Annotated in this window: 18 protein-coding genes; 11 read left to right on the top strand and 7 right to left on the bottom strand. The window is 37.2% G+C overall.

Annotation, left to right across the window (positions count from 1 at the left end; translation table 11 throughout):
• Nucleotides 1–103 precede the first annotated feature (103 nt).
• The 7 genes from mtlD (at nucleotide 104) to NQ782_RS11375 (ending at nucleotide 7,677) form a co-directional block, all read left to right on the top strand.
• Nucleotides 104–2,248, top strand: a complete 2,145-nt coding sequence (gene mtlD, locus NQ782_RS11345) for a bifunctional mannitol-1-phosphate dehydrogenase/phosphatase (protein ID WP_057093148.1) — start codon at nucleotides 104–106, stop codon at nucleotides 2,246–2,248.
• 104 nt (nucleotides 2,249–2,352) lie between these two features.
• Nucleotides 2,353–2,979 (top strand): 2'-5' RNA ligase family protein, encoded by a 627-nt coding sequence (locus tag NQ782_RS11350; protein ID WP_057093150.1) that lies wholly within the window; start codon nucleotides 2,353–2,355, stop codon nucleotides 2,977–2,979.
• A complete protein-coding gene (gene cobU, locus NQ782_RS11355) occupies nucleotides 2,967–3,485 on the top strand; it encodes a bifunctional adenosylcobinamide kinase/adenosylcobinamide-phosphate guanylyltransferase (RefSeq protein ID WP_000939716.1) in 519 nt (172 codons plus the stop codon). Before NQ782_RS11350 ends, cobU begins: the two co-directional genes overlap by 13 nt.
• A 1-nt stretch (nucleotide 3,486) precedes the next feature.
• Entirely contained in the window at nucleotides 3,487–4,542 is a 1,056-nt protein-coding gene (cobT, locus tag NQ782_RS11360) for a nicotinate-nucleotide--dimethylbenzimidazole phosphoribosyltransferase (RefSeq protein ID WP_057093152.1), read from the top strand.
• Nucleotides 4,535–5,134, top strand: a complete 600-nt coding sequence (locus NQ782_RS11365) for a histidine phosphatase family protein (protein ID WP_057093154.1) — start codon at nucleotides 4,535–4,537, stop codon at nucleotides 5,132–5,134. The genes cobT and NQ782_RS11365 overlap by 8 nt, the downstream gene beginning before the upstream one ends.
• Nucleotides 5,135–5,258: 124 nt before the next feature.
• Entirely contained in the window at nucleotides 5,259–6,827 is a 1,569-nt protein-coding gene (locus NQ782_RS11370) for a histidine-type phosphatase (protein WP_057093156.1), read from the top strand.
• Between the two features lie 106 nt (nucleotides 6,828–6,933).
• Nucleotides 6,934–7,677: an adenosylcobinamide-GDP ribazoletransferase gene (locus NQ782_RS11375; RefSeq protein ID WP_057093159.1), complete on the top strand. Its 744-nt coding sequence runs from the start codon at nucleotides 6,934–6,936 to the stop codon at nucleotides 7,675–7,677.
• A 76-nt stretch (nucleotides 7,678–7,753) separates the two neighbouring features.
• On the opposite strand, the gene NQ782_RS11380 is transcribed toward NQ782_RS11375, so the two are convergent.
• The 6 genes from NQ782_RS11380 to NQ782_RS11405 form a co-directional block, all read right to left on the bottom strand.
• Nucleotides 7,754–8,863: a 3-deoxy-7-phosphoheptulonate synthase gene (locus tag NQ782_RS11380; RefSeq protein ID WP_000572397.1), complete on the bottom strand. Its 1,110-nt coding sequence runs from the start codon at nucleotides 8,861–8,863 to the stop codon at nucleotides 7,754–7,756.
• Nucleotides 8,864–8,959: 96 nt separating this feature from the next.
• The gene (locus tag NQ782_RS11385; protein WP_000011876.1) at nucleotides 8,960–9,847 is read right to left on the bottom strand and encodes a sulfite exporter TauE/SafE family protein; all 888 of its coding nucleotides are present in this window, start codon (nucleotides 9,845–9,847) and stop codon (nucleotides 8,960–8,962) included.
• Between the two features lie 132 nt (nucleotides 9,848–9,979).
• A complete protein-coding gene (locus NQ782_RS11390) occupies nucleotides 9,980–10,282 on the bottom strand; it encodes a hypothetical protein (protein ID WP_057093160.1) in 303 nt (100 codons plus the stop codon).
• Entirely contained in the window at nucleotides 10,279–11,835 is a 1,557-nt protein-coding gene (locus tag NQ782_RS11395; RefSeq protein WP_057093162.1) for a PepSY domain-containing protein, read from the bottom strand. Before NQ782_RS11395 ends, NQ782_RS11390 begins: the two co-directional genes overlap by 4 nt.
• Nucleotides 11,828–12,127, bottom strand: coding sequence for a hypothetical protein (locus NQ782_RS11400; protein ID WP_000091759.1), 300 nt, complete (start codon nucleotides 12,125–12,127; stop codon nucleotides 11,828–11,830). Before NQ782_RS11400 ends, NQ782_RS11395 begins: the two co-directional genes overlap by 8 nt.
• 60 nt (nucleotides 12,128–12,187) lie before the next feature.
• Nucleotides 12,188–14,323, bottom strand: coding sequence for a TonB-dependent siderophore receptor (locus NQ782_RS11405; RefSeq protein ID WP_057093165.1), 2,136 nt, complete (start codon nucleotides 14,321–14,323; stop codon nucleotides 12,188–12,190).
• 221 nt (nucleotides 14,324–14,544) lie between these two features.
• Between NQ782_RS11405 and lpxB the strand changes: the two genes are divergently transcribed.
• On the top strand, nucleotides 14,545–15,720 hold the full coding sequence (lpxB, locus tag NQ782_RS11410) for a lipid-A-disaccharide synthase (RefSeq protein ID WP_000013434.1): 1,176 nt from the start codon (nucleotides 14,545–14,547) through the stop codon (nucleotides 15,718–15,720).
• Here lpxB and NQ782_RS11415 read toward each other — a convergent pair.
• Entirely contained in the window at nucleotides 15,717–16,364 is a 648-nt protein-coding gene (locus NQ782_RS11415) for a CerR family C-terminal domain-containing protein (RefSeq protein WP_000091623.1), read from the bottom strand. The genes lpxB and NQ782_RS11415 overlap by 4 nt on opposite strands.
• A 118-nt stretch (nucleotides 16,365–16,482) precedes the next feature.
• Here NQ782_RS11415 and NQ782_RS11420 point away from each other — a divergent pair, with 118 nt between their 5' ends.
• Genes NQ782_RS11420 through NQ782_RS11430 form a run of 3 tightly spaced genes read left to right on the top strand, consistent with a single transcriptional unit; the run spans nucleotide 16,483 to nucleotide 20,390 of the window.
• Entirely contained in the window at nucleotides 16,483–17,505 is a 1,023-nt protein-coding gene (locus NQ782_RS11420) for an HlyD family efflux transporter periplasmic adaptor subunit (protein ID WP_086230974.1), read from the top strand.
• On the top strand, nucleotides 17,498–19,255 hold the full coding sequence (locus NQ782_RS11425) for an ATP-binding cassette domain-containing protein (protein ID WP_057093779.1): 1,758 nt from the start codon (nucleotides 17,498–17,500) through the stop codon (nucleotides 19,253–19,255). The genes NQ782_RS11420 and NQ782_RS11425 overlap by 8 nt, the downstream gene beginning before the upstream one ends.
• 10 nt (nucleotides 19,256–19,265) lie before the next feature.
• Nucleotides 19,266–20,390, top strand: coding sequence for an ABC transporter permease (locus NQ782_RS11430; protein ID WP_057093781.1), 1,125 nt, complete (start codon nucleotides 19,266–19,268; stop codon nucleotides 20,388–20,390).

Here is a 20,390-nt window from a genome sequence, read left to right on the forward strand (position 1 = left end):
TGATTAAAAAATAACCACTAATGTTTCATTTATTATCATCCTGCCTTTTTTAGCAATTTTTTGTATACCCTGAATAAAACATGATCAAAAAAGAGGTAAAAACGTGCTTATTTTTCATGGAAAACCTGTTCATGGAGCTATCTTCGATATGGATGGGACAATGTTTGATACTGAACGGTTGCGGTTTCAAACATTGCAACAGGCATCTCAAGAACTCATTGGGCAGGAGTTTTCACACGAATATTTAATGCAATGTTTGGGGTTAAGTGCGACTACAGCGGAAAAGCTTGCACAACGTTTATACGGAGTAGATGTTCCATATAAGGAAATTCGAAAACGTGCCGATGAGATGGAACTAGAACATATTCGAAAACACGGCGTACCTATTAAAAAAGGTTTGGTTCAAGTTCTAGAGCGTTTAAGAAAATCTGGTTTAAGAATGGCTGTGGCTACTTCAAGCCGTAGAGCAATTGCCGAAGAATATTTAATTAATGCAAATGTTTATAAATTTTTTGATGTCATTACTTGTGGGGATGAAGTAGAACAAGGGAAGCCACATCCAGAAATCTTTTTAAAAGCGGCTAGTCAACTTCATTTAGACGCTAACCAATGTTTAATGTTTGAAGATTCGGAAAATGGTTTAACTTCAGCACATACATCGAAAGGTTTAACGATTTTATTAAAAGATATTAAAGAACCAAATGATGAAATGCTGGAAAAAGCGCATTTTTATTATGACCAGATGTATGACTTTTTAACTGATCTTGACCAATTTATTCCCGTTATGGATATGCCAGAGATACAGGAACCTTTTCCGCAAAGTCTGAATCAGCTTACGGTTGGAATACATGGTTTCGGTGCTATTGGCGGTGGTTATATAGCGCAGATCTTGTCGCATTGGGATGGTTATACGAAACCAAAACGTATAATTGCGTCAACAAGAAATAGTCTTTTCCGCGAAGCTGTAAATGCGTTTGGAACCTATAGTATTCGCTATGGGCAATTTTCTTATGATGAACGTATTGAGAATATGACCATTGTTGATTCTGACAATGAACAACAAATGTTAGAGATGTATACTCATTCAAGTTTGATTGCATTATGTTTGCCTGAGCAAGCGATCGAACCTGAATCAAAGATAATTGCAAAAGGGTTATATGCGCGTTTTAATTCGCAACTTGAAACATGTATAGAACCTTTACCCTTTCTAATTATTTTAAATAAGGTTGGTGCGAAATATTTGGTTATGAAGCATCTTAAAGAAGCTCTACTAGAGTTAACCAACGATGAAGATGTAACCGAGCATATTTTAAAAGAGCATTACTTTTGCGACACCGTAGTTAATCGCATGGTTTCAAAACTTTCTAATCAGAATTTATATCGTCAACTTCGTATTAAGCATAATTTTCTTGAACAGCATTTAGAAGATGTGGAGCAAGAAGATCAAATCGAAATTGAAGACTGTAATAAACTGAATCAAGATCAACTAAATCAGGCTTCTATCTATGTTGATAACATGCGCCGTAATTTCCAGCCGGGACATATCTTACAAAGCATGGATTTAATCTTGTTCCATAGTGAAACTGATATGCCAATCTATGTAGAGAAAGGCATTCCTTTACTTGAAAAGTTGCGTCAGGTGGTATTGGTTGACCAAATTACTGACATTCAACTCATTAAAAATCGTTTATGGAATGGTGTACATGCGATGCTTGCTTGGTATGCATCTTTAATGGGTTATGAATCTATTGGTGTTGCCATGGGTGATCATTTAGTTAAAGCATTTGCAGAGAACTTAATTGCAGAAGTGAAGCAGGGACTTGCTATTGTATTACCTAACTATGCAAAAGATCTGGATCGAATGTCACAAAGTTTTCTAGACTCATGTGAATATGCATTTAAAGATCCTTGTCAACGCGTAGCTAGAGATCCACTACGCAAACTCAATCATAATGAACGTGTCATGGCATCAATTGCTATGAATATTTGTCATGATTTGCCTTATAAAAATTTATTAAAAGGTGCTGCTTTAGGTTATGCCTATGCGATTCAATTTTTAGAAATTGAAGAGACTAAAGCTGTTGAACATCTGCAGCCGCAAATTCAGAACCTAGACTTGAGTACAACTCAAAGAAGACAGCTTGAAGCTGAGTTGGTTCAACTTATCCAATATTTGTTTTCTGAACAAGGTAAACAACCTTTGGATAAGTTGAACAATACCAAAACTACATCAAATCAATATGTTTGAGTTTGCTTATTAAATTAACCTCAACAATTGAAAGGCAAACATGTTTTAATACAAAACTTGAATAATTTTGAATTAAAACTGTGCTGTTGAAACCCTCCACACTCATGGTGCCAACACCAATACAGGATTATCCTGAATGGCACCTTGGGCGTCAAAATTACGCATTGTGGTATCTAGAAATTAATGATCAGAAATTAGTTCATTATCTAGATCAATTGCGTGCGCATTTTTCAGAATATCTAGTAGAACCTAATCACCGTCAATATCATGTCACGCTGTTTATATGTGGATTCTTGACCCATGAAAATAAAGTTCATGGTGATGACTTTTGTTTTAGTGACTTTGTGCAGCAAAGGGAAATTTTAAGAAAAGAAGATATTGCACCATTTCAATTAAAAATTGGATCAGTTGATAGCTTTAGCAGTGCTTTATTTGTAGAAGTCCAAGACACCGAAAATAACTTATCTCTCATACGGCAAAAATTAGGTACAGTTTCTAATGAAATTGCCGCTTTAGATTACTGTCCGCATATTACATTGGGTTTGTATAAGAAAGACTATAGTAGTAATTTGATTTTACAAAAAATTTCTCAATTACCTGTACAATACACACAGGCTGAATTTGATCTTAAAGTTGAGCATTTAAGCTTTGGCTATTATCAGGCTCAAACTTTACAAGGTCAGCTGTATCCGTATGAGCATTTGTTTTTAGGTGATTCATGTTGCAATTGATTTTAGGTGGTGCCCGTTCTGGTAAAAGCCGATTGGCTGAACAAACGGCCATATCTATGCAATTAGCTGTCACTTATGTGGCTACGGCACAAGCGCTTGATCCAGAAATGCAAAGCCGGATTGTCCATCATCAAAATCAGCGTCCTGCTCACTGGTCTTTGGTTGAAGAACCATTATTTTTAGCAAAAACTCTGCAAGAAATTGATCGACCGAACCAAATTATTCTGGTGGATTGTTTAACACTTTGGCTAACCAATTTGTTACTTTTAGAAGATCAAAACATTCAACAATTTGAGTGTGAGCAGCTGTTAAGAGTTTTACCCACACTTCAGTCAGAAATTATTTTAGTAAGTAATGAAACGGGTTTAGGCGTTGTGCCACTAGGTGAAATTAGCCGCCGTTTTGTCGATGAAGCAGGAAGGCTACATCAGGCTTTAGGACAAATTGCAGATAAAGTTGTGTTTTGTGTGGCTGGTTTTCCAATGATTTTAAAAGGTGATAAGTAAAATGAACTGGTGGTTAGAATCCGTACAGCAACCTAATTTAGACGCAAAACAACAAGCTGAGCAACATCAACTCCAACTTACCAAACCTACAGGTGCCTTAGGCGATCTAGAGCAAATTGCAATTACACTTGCCAGTTTACAGTCAAATGCACATCCACAAGTTAGCCATCCATGGATCACAATTTTTGCAGGTGATCATGGTGTAGTTGAAGAAAATATCTCTGCATATCCCCAAGCTGTTACCCGTCAAATGTTGCAAAACTTCACAACTGGCGGTGCGGCAATTAGTGTCATTGCTAAATATCATCAAGCTCATTTGCAAGTGATTGACTGTGGCACAGTAGGCGAAGCATACGAATATGCAGGTGTTGAACGTCATTGTATTCGTGCCGGCACAGCAAATTTTGCCAAACAAGCTGCAATGAATCTAGATGAATGTCGTGCTGCCTTAGAGTTAGGGAAAAAAAGTGTAGATACTGCTAAAGCGAATAGAGCAGATATTTATATTGCGGGTGAAATGGGGATTGGAAATACCTGTTCTGCCTCTGCTTTAGCCTGCCTTTTATTAAATGATACTGCCGAGCAATTGACTGGAGTAGGTACAGGAATTGGTGCTGATCAGTTAAGACATAAAATTGAAGTAATTGAAAAGGCAATTGAACTTCATCATAAACATGTCATTGGTGATGTCTTCAAAACACTATGTGCTGTAGGTGGTTTGGAAATTGCGGCAATTACAGGTGCTTATATCCGCTGTGCGCAAGTGGGTTTACCTGTGATTGTAGACGGTTTTATTAGTTCTGTAGCCGCTTTATGTGCTGTGCGGATGAATCCTCAAGTGCGTGATTGGATGTTGTTTGGTCATCAATCGGCTGAATATGGACATCGCCGTATTTTACAAGAACTCAATGCTGAGCCGATTTTAAATATGAATTTGCGTTTGGGTGAAGGTAGTGGTGCTGGCGCTGCTTTGGCATTGGTTAAAATGGCTTGCGCTTTACATAACCAAATGGCTACCTTCGCTCAAGCGGCTGTAAGCGGAAATAAAATTGGCTAAATTTAGGATTGATTTGCTCAGACATGGAGAAAGCCAGTATAGCCATACCTTACGTGGCCATTTAGATGATGAGTTAACAGCAAAAGGTTGGCAGCAAATGCAGGCAACCATTGAGCAAGTTACAGACCAGACATGGGATGTAATTGTAAGCTCTTCATTAAAACGTTGTGCTTGTTTTGCTGAGCAACTGTCGAAGACAACTCAGCTGCCTTTACTTGTAAATCATGACTTAAAAGAAATGTATTTTGGTGAATGGGAAGGCGTCTCAACTCAGCAAATTTATGAAACCTCACCCGAATTATTGGCAAACTTTTGGCAAAAACCAAGTCAATATTGTCCACCTCGCGCAGAAACATTAAACCAGTTTCAAACAAGGGTTCTTAAAGGTTTTCAGAATTTGCTGGAGCAAATGCAAAAGCAAAACTTACAGCATGCTTTAGTTATTACTCATGGAGGTGTAATTAAGCTATTGGCTTGTTTAGCCAGACAACAGCCTCTAGATGACTTACTTAAAATGCCGGCAGAGCTTGGAAAATTATATTCACTCGAATTTTTTGAAACAGATGGTCAATTAACTTTTAAGTTAAGATAGTAGTTTTATATTTTTATACACTTGTAAGTTATTATTTTTAAAATGTTATTTTAGCCTGTGTAATAGAACTGTCATTGCTAGTATCTAAGCTATTGGCATTTCTTATTAATCACACATCTGGCTTATGAATATTTTATTTAAAACAACTGTGCTTGCAGCATCATTATTACTCGCGGCTTGTAATAACAATGATGATCAAGAAGCTCAAACTGCACCATCTACAAACCCATCAAAATATTATCAAACGAAAACACCTTATCAACCTCAACAAGACTTAAAAAGCTATGAACAAGCGCCGACAGGGTTCCAGCCAGTTTTTACAGAGTTAGTGGCACGTCACGGTTCGAGAGGTTTATCAAGTCTGAAATATGATTTAGCACTTTATAATTTATGGAAACAGGCGAAAGCTGAAAATGCCTTAACGCCATTAGGTGAGCAATTAGGTGCTGATTTAGAAGCAATGATGAAAGCGAATATTTTGTTAGGTTATGGTGTTGAAGGGATCCGTCAGTACGGTTATGGAAATGAAACCATGACTGGTATTTTAGAACACCGCGGTATTGCCGATCGATTATTACAGCGCTTACCAACTCTTTTAAATGCTCAGGCGTCTATATTGGTACAAAGTTCTGGAGTAGACCGTGCGGTAGATAGTGCTAAATTTTTCACTGCTGAACTCATTAAACAACAACCCCAACTGAAAGATAAAATTGTTCCATTGTCTTATACCAATTTATCGAGTGAAAGCGTGCCAAGTATTGAAGATGGTGGCGTTGATCGTTTTAAACTTTATTTTCATAGTTTGAATGCAGACGAAGACTTAGCTCAACCACTGAGTGATAGCCAACAAAAAATTTATGATGCAAGTCAGGCTTATCAAGATTTTGAAGAAGATAATAAAGATTTAGCTCAAAAGTTAGATGAGTTATCTAAAAATACTCAGGCTGAAAAAACTGCCCAAATGGTACTCAGCCCGATTTTTAAAGCTGACTTCATTAAAAAGCTCGGTACCACTGGTTATAGCTTTAGCAATACCGGATCCTTTACAGTAACTTCGCCTAAAGGTGAGCAAATTACAGAAAAAGGTAAGGGGAAAAATACAATTGCCAGCGCAGTTGATGCAGCGGCTTATATTTATGAACTCTATTCAATTTCTGGTGGTATGAAAGATGAGTTAAAAGGTATTAATTTTGATAAATATATGCCTTTGGAAGCCGCAAAATTTTATGCTGAATTTAATGACGCCAATGATTTTTACGAAAAAGGTCCAAGCTTTACAGAATCAAATCAAGTCACCAGTGAAATCGCCCAAGGACTTAAACAAGACCTGTTCCAACAAGTTGATGCTGTTGTGAATAAAGCCCAACCTTATAAAGCAGTTTTACGTTTTGCCCATGCTGAAATTATTATTCCTTTAGCAACTAGCTTAGATTTGCATAATATGATGCAGCCGTTACCACTACGTCAGACTTATAATTACTCGACAAGCGCATGGCGTGGTGAAGTAGTTTCACCTATGGCGGCAAATTTACAATGGGATATTTACCAAAATAACCAAGGCTCTACTTTGGTAAAAATGCTTTATAACGAAAAAGAAACTTTATTTAAACCTGCATGTAATTATGCACGTTATACACCAACCAGTTTTTACTATGACTACATCAAATTGAAACAGTGCTATCAAATGCAATAGATTTTCAGTTTTTGAAGTCTTTAATGGGAGTAGGGATTGCTATTCCCATTTTTATTTCTTCATAATTCAATTTGTTTTTAAATATAGACCAGTTAGAGACTTGGATATGACACCTTTTTGGATAGCATTGCAATTTTTAACTGTTCTGCCTATTGAGCTAAAAACAATACCAACGGCGCAACAAAATGGTCGAGCTATTCTGTTTTATCCTCTAGTTGGTCTGATTATTGGGGGCATACTTTTTCTTGTTACCTGTATTTTTGTTAAATTACCCGCTCTTTTACTTGCGGCAATCGTACTCGCTTTATGGATCTGGCTAACGGGTGGATTGCATTTAGATGGGCTAGCAGATACTGCCGATGCGTGGGTAGGTGGTTTTGGAGATAAACTACGTACTTTACAAATCATGAAGGATCCAAGTTGTGGTCCAATTGGAGTCCTCAGCTTAGTTATCATATGTTTGCTCAAATTTGCACTAGTTTATGTGTTGATTGAACAGCATCAATCTTTATTTTTAATATGCATTCCTATCCTTGGGCGTGTGGTGCCATCTATTTTGTTTTTAACTACACCATATGTCCGCGAAAGAGGCTTAGGCCGTTCTTTGACAGACCATTTACCCAAAACTGCTTCATGGATAATAACTGGGTTCGTTCTGTTATTACCTTTGTATTGGGAGTGGCAAGGGCTTATTGCCATCATTGGTTTTTTAATCAGTCTTGTTTATTTAAGACATGTGTTTATAAAAAGGATTGGCGGTATTACAGGGGATACCGTCGGTGCAGCGATTGAAATAGGAGAAACTGTACTGATGTTTACTTTTGTCATAAGTTATTTTTATTTAGTTTGATGTTAAATTCCACCTCAATAAAATAAAAAAAGCCCTCAAAAAATGAGGGCTTAATTTTCAATCTTAAAAAGATGAATTAGCGGTTTGGTAAAACTTCTTTTAAAGCTTCATGCATTTCAAGCAAGGTCTTTTCAGTAGTTTCCCAGTCAATACAACCATCAGTTACTGATTTACCATATTCAAGGTCACAAAGATTGTCAGGAATATCTTGGCGACCACCTTTTAGATGACTTTCGACCATAATACCTACAATTGACTTATTGCCGTCTAAAATCTGTTCAGTAATGTTTTTAAGAACAAGCGGCTGTAAGTAAGGGTCTTTATTCGAGTTAGCGTGGCTTGCATCAATCATAATTTTGTTGCTCACTTTTGCTTTCGCTAAAGCGTTTTCTGCTTCTGCAACAGAGCCAGCATCGTAGTTTGGTTTACCATTACCGCCACGTAATACCACGTGTGCATAAGGGTTACCTTTTGTATTAATGATTGAAACCTGACCGTCTTCATTTAAGCCTAAGAAACTATGGCCATATTTAACAGACTGCATGGCATTGGTTGCGACAGTTAAACCGCCGTCTGTACCATTTTTAAAACCTACTGGTGATGATAGACCAGAAGACATTTCGCGGTGAGTTTGGCTTTCGGTTGTACGTGCACCAATCGCAGACCAAGAAATTAAGTCTTGATAGTACTGTGGAGAGTTAGGATCAAGTGCTTCAGTTGCACAAGGTAAACCTTTTTCATTTAACTCAAGCAAAAGTTTACGACCAATACGTAAACCTTTTTCGATGTTAAATGAGTCATTCATATCCGGATCATTAATTAAGCCTTTCCAGCCAATTGTGGTACGTGGTTTTTCAAAATAAACACGCATAACCAGATATAAAGTATCTTTAACCTTTTCGCTTAGCGCTTTTAGGCGATCAGCATATTCGTGAGCAGCTTTTGGATCATGAATAGAGCAAGGACCAATAACGACAAATAAACGTTTATCTGAACCATCTAAAATATTACGAATAGTTTCGCGGCCTTTTAGAACAGTTTGTGAAGCAACATCAGATAACGGAAGTTCTGATTTAAGCTCAGCTGGTGTTACAAGAGTTTGGATGCTTTTAATGTTAACGTCGTCGATATCTGGCTTGGAAACGGAATTTGAATGTGTAGTCATTGCTGTCACTGGTTCGATCATACTAAAGGTTGTTTTGTGTACTGAATATACCATGAAATAATTATGAAAATACTACATCTCATGGCAATTCAGTTTGGAAAAATCCCATTGATTTTACTATCTTTCGGTCGAGTTGCCTGTTTTTTCAGCAACTACTGCTTGTTGTTGTACCACAGCTGCTTTTGGTTTGGCTTTGACTGGGTGGACCATAAAGTTAACACCAAGAGCAAATAGTGTAATACCCAAAATTTTACGGATTAAACGTTCCGGCATACGTGAGCTAATTAATGTTCCAATAATAATTGCCGGAATTGAACCTACTAATAACCACATAAGCAGCACAAAGTCGACATTACCGGCACTCATATGCCCAAGACCTGCGACTAGGGTCAAGAGTACAGCGTGTACGACATCGGAACCAATAATACGAATCATTGGTAAGTTAGGGAACATGATTACAAGTGCCATAATTCCAAAGGCACCAGCGCCGACTGAGGATAGTGTTACGAATACGCCCAAAATAATACCCATAATCACAATATAGGTGCGTTTATTTTGAACAGCTAATTGCTCATTTTCAGTTTGAGTATTCTCTTTATTTCGGAATTTATTAAAGAACTTTTCAATCCGAGTACGGAAAATGATAGAAACACCAGTTAAGGTCAACATAAAGCCTAATACCATGGTTAATACAGCTTTATAATGAGTTGACTGACTTAAATAATGCTCAAGTACCCACGCAGTACCAAAAGATGCAGGAATACTACCGACCGCTAGCCATAAAACAATCGGCCAGACGATATTAAGTTTTTTTGCGTGAACCATCGATCCACAGAACTTAGAGATCGCGGCGTAAAGTAAATCAGTACCAATTGCGATATGCGGTTCAATCCTAAAAAGACCAATTAAAATTGGTGTCATTAATGATCCACCACCAACTCCTGTAATACCTACACAGAAGCCAACTAACATACCTGCCAAGATAAATTCAAAAGCACCAGACATCTTTATCGCCACTTATCACGAAACGCAGATATCTTATTCCTTTTAGAGATAAACAGTTGTCATGAATAATGATTTACTTATGCAAAAAAAAGCTAAGCAATCAAAATCATGCTTAGCTTGAGGAAATTTTATTCAAATTGATGACTTAGATGAAGTTTTTGCTGGCTTGAGTGGGTTAAGCCAAAGTATCAGTAAAAAGGTTAGGGGTGTTGCAAAGATCCACCAACTGACAAAACCAATTGAAAAACCATATTTCTTGATGAGAATAAACCCACCCAAAGCAAATAATAGAAAAGCCGCTATCTTTAACAATGAATAATATTTTTGAGCTAGAGGTTTGAAATGACCAGTTGATTTCGGTGAGCGATATTTTTCAGTCGATATGAATAGTAAATACATGCCTAGTAAAGTCAGGATAAACACAAAGAACATCATGAATTCACCTCAATATTTAACTTACTCAGCTTTTTTTGAATTTTATCTGAAGCTTTATGTTGAATAGGCTTAATTTTAAGAAATATAAAAAAGGCTAGAGCTGCAAATAACCAGAAAAATATATCTATACGTGCAAAATCCCAATAACTACTAAAGTTTTGAATATAATTGTTTTTTAGTAAATAACTTATATTCAAGACAGGGAGTACAATACTAAGCAGAATAAAAATACCTAGCTGAGTTTGCCATAAATATTGTTTTTTAGTGATGAGCGCAATAATAAAGCTCATGAGCCACACAAAGAAGAAACTATAAATTTCATAATTAACAGTGGGGGCCGTGACAGTAAACAATCGATTCGCATACAAATAAGCAAGAGTTGCACAAGGCAAACCTACAAAGGTAGCAACATTTAAACGGTCAACTAAATAGTGCCCGAAATGAAACTTACTATTTTTATTTTGAAATTGGCGTTTAAGGCTCCAAAGCAACAAGCCAGAGGCAATCATTACACAGCCTAAAATGCCAGAGAAAAACAATCCTAAACGAAGTAGAGGCTGAGCAAAAGTTGCCATATGTAGACCATATACTCCAGCATAAAGTGTGGCAATAGGACTATGATTACGTGTATCACCCAAGACTTTAGCATTTGTAGCATCTAATGTGATTTGTGCTTGATTACGGGTAATAGAATGGTCTTCTTGCTGAATAAACGTAATTTGAGCCTGATTCGTATTTGGATTTTTAACACTCATAGTTGCTAAAGTTTGATTTCCCCAACGCTGTTTAAGTTGAGCTAATAGCTTTTCAACTGGTAAATTCTGTGCAGGATGCGGTGTTGTACTTTCTGTGACTGTTTTTGTACGTATATCATTGAAATATTGATATGGATTCTCTGGATAGAGTTTTTGCATTCCCCAAGGCAAATATAGATAGAAGAAAATAGCCAAGCCAGTAAAAGTAACTGTTAAAAAGAAGGGCAGTGCAATAACAGATGAAACATTATGAAAATCTAACCATGAGCGCTGCGATTTAAAGGTACGCAAGGTAAAAAAATCGGTGAAGATTTTTTTATGAGTAATAATGCCTGAGATTAAGGCAATCAACATAATAAAAGCTGCTAAAGATACGACCAACCGCCCAATTAATATCGGGACACCAAAAAGTTGATAATGGAAACGGTAGAAAAAGTCACCGCCTTCAGTCGCAGAAAGTTTTAATTCTTGACCAGTGTTTGCATCGAGGGTTGCATTTCCATAACTACCATCTGGTTTTTCCCAATACATCGTATTTACCGGACTTTCAGGTGTAGCAACAGTTAAATACCAAGATTTAGCATCTGAAGCGTGTTCTTGTAAGTATTGATATGCCGTTTTAATTGCCACATCTTGTTTTATTTCAAATTGTGCAAGGGGTGGTTGCATCCACAAATTAATTTCATGGCGGTAATAAGACAAACTTCCCATTAAAAAAATAGCAAATACGAGCCATCCAAAAATTAAACCAGTCCACGAGTGGAGCCATGCCATAGATTGACGTATACCTTTATGCATAACCTACCGTCCGTGTCACAATAAAGAAAAGGGCAAATAATGCGATTGATAAAATGGTCAGTCGCAATAATGATTGGATGCAGAAACCAACAATCACGAAAAATACATAAAACAAAATAGAAATAAAGGCCGCCAAATAGATAGCTTCTGGTTTGTCTAAGTTCAAATGGAAAATTTCAGTTAGTCCAAGACTTAAGTACGCCATACAGGCATAACCCATACCGAAAACAATTAAGAATCGATAGAAAACTTTTATGCGATATAACATCGGAAGATTTAAAGTTCTGGACATATTTACTGACACATAAAAAATAAAAAGAAAGCCAACCCCAAATTGGGATTGGCTACGCTATTAATATTTAAACTTTACAGCAACTGTATAGTTGGCTGGGGCACCATAAAAAGCCTGCCCATCTGGGAAACTATTTAAATATTTCTTGTCAAAAATATTATTACCATTTGCTTGAAGCGTAATATGATCATTGACTTCATAGCTTGCCATTAAATTGACTAAAGCATATGCATCTTGTTTGATCGTACCGTTTACATTTGAGTCATATAACTTTATCCCATCTTGCCACTGTAAACCTGCACCAACTTTAAGCTTAGGTAAAACTGGCGGAGTATAGGTAGTTAGCAAGTTAAGTGTCTGGTTTGGATTGTATGTTCTTGCTTCGCCACCATTTTTAGTGTCTTTAATACTAAATTGAGCATAGCCGAAAGAAAGATTTACGTTATCAGTAATTTGACCTGATAGACCGACTTCTACACCTTGCGATTCTAGATCACTCGTTGGTACTTTTCGGTTAAGTGGGTTTCCATCCGAGTTACGTAAAGGGTAATTGTTTTGTTCAGTTTTAAATACTGAAAGTGTGCCTGTTAAACGGTCATCTAGCCATGAGCTTTTTACACCCATTTCATAGCTTTTACCTTCAATAGGTTTTAAAGCTTGATTGGTATCTTTATCAATACCAGTTTGTGGACGGAAAATAGAGGTATAACTCATGTAACCCGTATATTCAGGTGTAAAATTATAGGTTAATCCGACATATGGAGAAACTTTACTTTCACTATATGTCATTGGTGAGCTATAACTTTCGCCTTTACTCTCAGCTTGAACATAGTTTGCACCAAGTAAAAGTTTTAAATCTTCATTAAGATGTAAACGTGTCGCGGCATAAATTGAGTTAATATTTTGTTTATAGTTAGCCGCTTCTGTGAAATCTGACCAAGTTATAGATTGCGGTGTCCAACTTGTCCAATCGGTAGTAGTTGACTTTATAACGTTACTATCGTTAATCGTTCCTGTAGATTGTTTATCTTGTTGATGATTACGTATATAGCTGTAGCCTAGAGTTGCTTCATGTTCTCGGTTAAATAGCTTATAGGTCCCTTCGAGATTAAAATCTACAGCATGTTTTTCTTGATGTTCTTGTCCACCCCAAGGCGTTAGAGAAACACCGGACCCATCAGCTTTTGGGTAACCATAGTAATAGAGAAGACGGCTATTATGCTTCGTATCAAGATAGTTGTAAGTCAGCTTAGCATTCCATTGATCATTAAGTTTTTGCTTTAATTCAACAAAAGCATTTTTTGTCTCATTATCCCAATGTGCCCAATCAGGGTTTGGATTATACGAGCGGTCATAGGAAATTTGTTTACCGTTGGCATCTAATAAAGGTAGTGCACCCCAGTTGTTTGCATTAGGTTTATTTTGTTCTTGGCTATAACCTGCGGTAAGTAAAGTGCTATCTGTTAAATCGGCTTCAACAATACCAGCAAAGCCGTTTTTTTCCGCAGAATATCGGTCTAGGTAAGAATCACCAGTTTGTTCATAGCCCATAATACGGCCACGTACTTTTCCACTTGGTAGAATTGAGCCAGATACGTCAGCTTCATAGCGCTGCGTATCCCATGAACCGTAACTTACACCACCGCTTGCTTGAAATTCTTGTGTTGGACGTTTTCGAATATTATTGATGGTTGCACTCGGATCGCCAAAGGCATTAGTTAACGAGTCAGCTCCTTTAACTACTTCTACACGATCATAAAAGTAAGTATCAGGATTCGTATTATTATAGTTATAACCTGAAAGAGGGAAGCCTACGCCGTCCGTTAATATATTTGAAATTTCAAAGCCGCGAGCCATATAAGTGGTTCGCTCAGTTTCTTGATTAGAGACAGTTACACCAGGGGTATTTCTTAAAACATCACGAGTACTGGTAAGGCCAAAATCTTCAATTTGCTGACGAGTAACGACATTAATGGTTTGGGGTGTTTCCTTAGCCTCAATATTAAGCTTGGTTGCACTACTCGAGTTTTTAACATTATATGCCTTGGTCTGTTCAGAAGACTGCTCTGCATTTGATGCTTTGACTTGAATCGTTTGCAAAGCTTGTACCTGTGCATCTTGGGCATAGGTGAGGTTGGCATAACAAATCGCGCAGGCGATTACAGACAACTTAAATGGTCGAGGTGGGATATTCATAAGATTAAAGATAATGTAAATAATTCTCATTTATTTTATTGTTTGTAAATGTAAGCTACAATTCAAATAACATTGTTAATTTAGATTAAAAGATAGTGCATGAATGTAATTTTAGATAGTGATGTGCTAGGGCTAGGTTTAGCTGGGATTGATTAGGTAAGTTCAAGATTAATAAGTCTCTATGCTAGAATGCGTTATTTCAAATTCTTGGGTAAATCGCCTTGGCAAACCGAAAACTTAAAATAGGCATTGTAGTTGGAGAAGTTTCTGGAGATACGCTCGGCGTAAAACTCATGCGTAGTTTTCGTGAGCAGGGAATCGATGCTGAATTTGAGGGAATCGGTGGCCCTCAAATGATTGCGGAAGGTTTTAACAGTTATTACCCAATGGAAACTCTGTCTGTGATGGGCATTGTTGAGGTATTAAAAGACTTAAAAAAACTATTCGCCGTACGTGATGGCTTAATTAATCAATGGACTCAGCATCCAGTTGATATTTTTATTGGTATTGATGCACCAGACTTTAACCTCAGACTTTCGAAAAGTATCAAAGAAAAGAATCTTCCAATAAAAACAGTTCAATATGTGAGTCCATCAGTTTGGGCATGGCGCCAAGGGCGAGTACATGGCATCAAACAAAGTATAGATTTAGTACTTTGCTTATTTCCTTTTGAAAAAGTTTTTTATGAACAATATGAAGTTCCAGCGGCATTTGTAGGCCATCCACTAGCTAAACAATTACCGCTTGAGAACCCTATTCAAATTGCTAAACAAGAATTGGGTGTTGATGAAAATCAAAAACATATTGCTTTGTTGCCTGGTAGCCGCAAAGGTGAAGTAGAAAGACTTCTTCCTATGCTATTGGGGGCAGCCAATATTTTGCATACAAAATATCCAGATATTCAGTTTTTAATTCCTGCAATTAATGATGCGCGTAAACAGCAGATTGAGCAGGGGGTTGAACAATTAGCACCGCAGTTAAAAGCAAAAATTCATATTTTAGAAAATACGGATAGCGAATCGAAAATTGGTCGTATGGTCATGAACGCGAGTGACATTATTGCTTTAGCGTCTGGAACGGCGACATTAGAAGCAATGCTCATGCATAGACCAATGGTCACTTTCTATAAACTGCATTGGCTAACTTATTTAATTGCTAAATTCTTGGTGAAAATACCTTATTACTCTTTGCCAAATATCATCGCGGGTAAAAAAGTAATTGAAGAGCTGATTCAGGCAGATGCAACACCTGAAAATTTAGCGGCTGAAATAGAAAAACTAATGAATGTAGAAACCGCTCAAATTCAAGTAATGCAACATTTAACTATGCATAAACAGCTTATTTCTGGAAATACAGAAGATCCGGTTCAAGCCATTTTGCAATGTTTGAATAGCTAATTTTTAAGATTTGATTGGCTAATTGCTTTTAATCCAGCTAATGAAAATTTTTTAAAGTGTTCAACTAAATCATGTAATGGCATCTGAGCAATATTTTTAAGTGGCTCAGGTGCTTGAGCATTAGGCCCGGCAATAATAAGCATCATGCACGGGGTCATCACGCTTAAAATACAAGGTAAAACGGCCGGATCATTTTCATCTAAGTTCGCCACTTGACTAATCAACTTTCGAATAAGAAAAAATTTTCTCATTCCAGTTAATTCAATAAAACTTAATAAATGCTCAGACGGTGAAAACAGTTCGCGAATAAAAACTTTGCCATGCCAAACATCTTTTTCCGTCAACTTATGTAGTAAGGTTTCAAGTAATAAACTCAATTTTTCTTCGGGAGAGTAAGTACTTTCAACAAGTTCTAGTAAGTATTGTTCATCTAGATAATGGGCATGAGCTTCCATTAACACTGCTTGATATAGTCCATCTCGGCCATCAAAGTGATAATTAATTGCTGCTAAATCGACATTTGCTACTTTGGCAATTGTTTTGTTTGCTGTTTTTGCAAAACCATATTGGGCGATTAAGGGTCCTGCTGCCTCAATAATTTTAGTCTTTGTCAAATCACCATCACTTCGTCTAGATCTGGACATGTTTAAACCTAATTTTATTTCATCATAAAAGTATATCTTTTATTCAAAGATTAAGGTAATTTAAATTTAAATTGAATTTAAACTATGTAAATTTGAATTTAATAAGAAGGCCAAAAAGATGAATAAAAAAGTGATTGCCGGCATTTTAGTTGTTATAGCTGTAGTTGCCATCGGCTTTTGGGTATGGGGATATAATCATAAAAAACAATTAGATAATAATGTATTAACTTTATATGGAAATGTGGATATCCGCCAAGTTTCACTTGCATTTGAACAGTCTGGCCGTATTCAGAAACTTTTAGTTCAAGAGGGCGATAAAGTTCAAGCAGGTCAAGTACTGGCGACTCTTAATACTAATGCATTACAAATTCAGGCAAAGCAAGCTCAAGCACAACTTAAAGCTCAACAAGAGGCAATTATTAAACAAGAGATTGGAGCTCGCCCTGAAGAAATCACCCAAGCAAAAGCTCAACTTGCGTCTGCCCAAGCTGAGCTTGATAAAACCAATAAAAACTTGCAACGCTTACAAATTTTGGTAAGTAGTACCGATGGTCGAGCAATTAGCCAACAAGAACTCGACTATGCCAAAAGTAATCAACATAGTGCTGAGGCAGCGGTCCGTGAAAGACAAGCCAATTTAGAATTATTAATTAAAGGTGCACGAAAAGAAGATCGTGAAGCAACCAGAGCACAGTATGAAGTGACTAAGGCTAATTTAGATTTAATTAACTATAACCTTACTCAAGCAGAACTAAGGTCTCCTGTAAATGCAGTGGTACGAGCTCGGTTGCAAGAAGTTGGCGACATGACAACTGCTCAAAAGGCCGTTTATACATTAGCCTTGACCAATCTAAAATGGATTCGGGTGTATGTAAATGAACACGATTTAAGTTCAATTAAAATGGGAGGCACGGCTCAAGTCATTCGTGATGCTTATCCCAATCAGCCTATTAATGGAAAAATTGGCTATATATCTTCAGTGGCTGAGTTCACACCTAAAACAGTACAGACAGAAGAGATTAGAACAACACTTGTTTACGAAGTTCGGGTGTATGTACATGATCCGAATGATCAATTAAAAATGGGTCAACCTGTGACAGTAAAAGTCTCACTTGCTTTAAGTGAGAAAGCCTATGATTGATAGTAAAGCAGTGGTTCAAGCCCATAATTTATTCATGACTTTTAAAGCCGAAAATAAAAATTCAGCAGATATTAGTGCAATTGTTGATTTGAATATGCAAATCAAAAAAGGAGAACTTACCGCTTTAGTCGGTCCAGATGGTGCGGGTAAAACAACTTTATTAAGGTTAATTGCAGGACTATATAAAGCGAGTTCAGGTTCTCTTCATGTGCTTGGATTTGATATTGAAAAACATCCTCAAGTTGTCCAAGACCGTATTAGTTATATGCCACAACGTTTTGGACTCTATGAAGACTTAAGTGTACAAGAGAATCTAAATTTATATGCCGACTTACATGGCGTTCCAAAAAATGTACGTAACCAAAGATTTAAACGTTTATTAGAAATAACGGATCTTACTCAGTTTAATCAACGTCTAGCAGGGCAACTTTCTGGTGGAATGAAGCAAAAACTAGGATTGGCATGTACTCTAGTTCGTTCCCCAGAGTTACTCTTGCTTGATGAGCCTAGTGTTGGCGTAGATCCTTTATCAAGACGGGATTTATGGATCATTATTGAACAACTTGTTCAGGAAGAAAATTTAAGCGTAATTATAAGTACCGCTTATATGGATGAGGCAGAAAAGTGCGCTTACGTATATATCATGCATGAAGGCAAAATTTTAAGACAAGGTTCACCTGAGCAATTAAAAGCGTTAGTACATGAGCAAACATGGAAAATAAAACCTTCAGAGCAGATTAAGACTCGGATTGTACAAGCCCAGTTACTTGGAAATTCTGGAGAGATTATTGATGCAGTGCCAAGAGGAGAGCAAGTAAACTTTATTAGTCGCCAAAAAGAACTATCAACAGATATTTTACCTCTGGGGCTAGTGGCAAATAGGCGAACACCTGAACTCGAAGATGCTTTTATGATGTTGTTACAGCAAAATCAAAAACAACAAATCTCTATTTCTCAGCAGGCTTTTCGATTAGAACAAAACAATAATTCGCAATCAGACCAAGCGGTCATTGTAGTTAAAGATTTAGTCAGAACTTTTGGTGATTTTACTGCTGTTGCCAATACGTCATTTACTGTACAGCGTGGAGAGATCTTTGGGTTACTCGGGCCAAATGGAGCTGGTAAAACCACGACATTTCGCATGTTATGTGGGTTACTACCGGCAAGTAGCGGTTACCTAGAAGTTGCAGGTAAAAACTTACGGACGGCCCGTGCTGAAGCAAGAGCTAAAGTAGGCTACGTCTCTCAAAAATTTGCACTGTATAGCAATTTAACTGTGTTGGAAAACTTAAAGTTCTTTGGTGGAGCCTATGGTTTATCGGGCAAAAAACTAGATCAACAAATTGATAAAGCTTTACAACAATATGATTTAAAGCCGCAAATTAAAAGCGGTGATTTACCTGGTGGTTATAAACAGCGCTTATCTATGGCGGCTGCATTATTACATGAACCAGAAATTTTATTTTTAGACGAACCTACGAGTGGAATAGACCCGCTTGCACGGCGTTTATTTTGGTACAGCATTGGTAAACTCGCAAATCAAGGCATTACCATCATTATTACCACCCATTTTATGGAGGAAGCAGAATATTGTGACCGCATTGCCATACAAGATGCAGGAAAGTTACTAGCCCTAGATTCTCCTCAACAGGTTCGCGAATTGGCAAGTAAAGATAAACATATTGTTGATATGAATGAGGCTTTTATTGCAATTGTGGAACAAGCACGTGCATTAAGGCATGCGGGTTAGGAGACCTACAATGAGCTTTGCATTTTGGAGTCGCTTGAAAGCTTTAGTTCGGAAAGAAACTAAACAGCTTCTTCGTGACAAAAGCAGTCTCGGAATTGGCCTAGTTTTGCCTGTTATCTTAATTTTACTGTTTGGTTATGGACTTTCTTTTGACTTGAACCAAGCACGAGTTGGTGTTGTAGTTGATCAGTCCTCGCCGCAGGTCAATCAGGTCTTAGCTGGCTTAAATGGATCGCTATATTTAACCAGTCTAAAATTTCATAATTTGCCTGAAGCAGAACAGGCCATTCGAAATGGCAAAATTGATGCAATTTTGCATTTGCCTTCCGATTTTGCAAGTCAGGCCCAACAAGGTAACGCAAAGGTTCAATTGCTATTAAATGGTAGATCGACCACCATAGCAACTGCTTTAGAGGGGTATGTCGCGGGTGCTTTGGCTACCGCGCCATCAATACAAATTGATCGTAGCCCAATATTAGCATCTGCAAGCGCCGTTAAAATTGAACAAAGAATATGGTTTAACGAATCTGGTAATAGTACTTGGTTTTTAGTGCCGGGTTTAATGGTACTCATTTTAACTTTAATTGGCGCATTTTTAACGGGTCTGCTTATTGCGCGTGAAAGGGAAAGGGGAACATTAGAAGCCTTATTTGTCACGCCAGTACGGCCATTTGAAATTGTGTTGGCAAAACTCATTCCGTACGTTGTTGTCGGCATGATTGATATCGTTATTTGTATTGTTGCTGCACATTTTATTTTTGAAGTACCTATGCGCGGTTCATTATTCTCAATTTTATCTGCTTCATTTCTATATTTAATCGTTTCATTATTACTTGGTTTAACTATATCTGGCTTTGCCCAAAGTCAGTTTCAGGCGAGTCAAATTGCTTTGTTGGCAAGTTTTATGCCAGCGCTGATGCTTTCAGGATTTGTTTTTGATACACGCAACTTGCCTTTGGTTGTGCAAATTATTAGCCAGTTACTTCCAGCGACGCATTTTATGGTTTTAATTAAAACTTTATTTATGGGAGGGGATGATTGGAAGCTATGGTTTAAAGAGTGCGGTATTTTATTGGGATATATCGTTGTTTTGATATGTGCTGTGAACTTTTCACTGAAAAAACGGTTGAGATAA

It is taken from the genome of Acinetobacter sp. BD54, assembly GCF_044778325.1.
GTDB classification, from domain to species: Bacteria; Pseudomonadota; Gammaproteobacteria; order Pseudomonadales; family Moraxellaceae; genus Acinetobacter; species Acinetobacter baumannii.

Bases quoted from the DNA above. Each gene is read 5' to 3' on its own strand.
- NQ782_RS11350 (WP_057093150.1), top strand. From the start codon at position 2,353: ATGGTGCCAACACCAATACAGGATTATCCTGAATGGCACCTTGGGCGT.
- cobU (WP_000939716.1), top strand. From the start codon at position 2,967: ATGTTGCAATTGATTTTAGGTGGTGCCCGTTCTGGTAAAAGCCGATTG.
- cobT (WP_057093152.1), top strand. From the start codon at position 3,487: ATGAACTGGTGGTTAGAATCCGTACAGCAACCTAATTTAGACGCAAAA.
- NQ782_RS11370 (WP_057093156.1), top strand. From the start codon at position 5,259: ATGAATATTTTATTTAAAACAACTGTGCTTGCAGCATCATTATTACTC.
- NQ782_RS11375 (WP_057093159.1), top strand. From the start codon at position 6,934: ATGACACCTTTTTGGATAGCATTGCAATTTTTAACTGTTCTGCCTATT.
- NQ782_RS11380 (WP_000572397.1), bottom strand. From the start codon at position 8,863: ATGATCGAACCAGTGACAGCAATGACTACACATTCAAATTCCGTTTCC.
- NQ782_RS11385 (WP_000011876.1), bottom strand. From the start codon at position 9,847: ATGTCTGGTGCTTTTGAATTTATCTTGGCAGGTATGTTAGTTGGCTTC.
- NQ782_RS11390 (WP_057093160.1), bottom strand. From the start codon at position 10,282: ATGATGTTCTTTGTGTTTATCCTGACTTTACTAGGCATGTATTTACTA.
- NQ782_RS11395 (WP_057093162.1), bottom strand. From the start codon at position 11,835: ATGCATAAAGGTATACGTCAATCTATGGCATGGCTCCACTCGTGGACT.
- NQ782_RS11400 (WP_000091759.1), bottom strand. From the start codon at position 12,127: ATGTCCAGAACTTTAAATCTTCCGATGTTATATCGCATAAAAGTTTTC.
- NQ782_RS11405 (WP_057093165.1), bottom strand. From the start codon at position 14,323: ATGAATATCCCACCTCGACCATTTAAGTTGTCTGTAATCGCCTGCGCG.
- NQ782_RS11415 (WP_000091623.1), bottom strand. From the start codon at position 16,364: ATGTCCAGATCTAGACGAAGTGATGGTGATTTGACAAAGACTAAAATT.
- NQ782_RS11420 (WP_086230974.1), top strand. From the start codon at position 16,483: ATGAATAAAAAAGTGATTGCCGGCATTTTAGTTGTTATAGCTGTAGTT.
- NQ782_RS11425 (WP_057093779.1), top strand. From the start codon at position 17,498: ATGATTGATAGTAAAGCAGTGGTTCAAGCCCATAATTTATTCATGACT.
- NQ782_RS11430 (WP_057093781.1), top strand. From the start codon at position 19,266: ATGAGCTTTGCATTTTGGAGTCGCTTGAAAGCTTTAGTTCGGAAAGAA.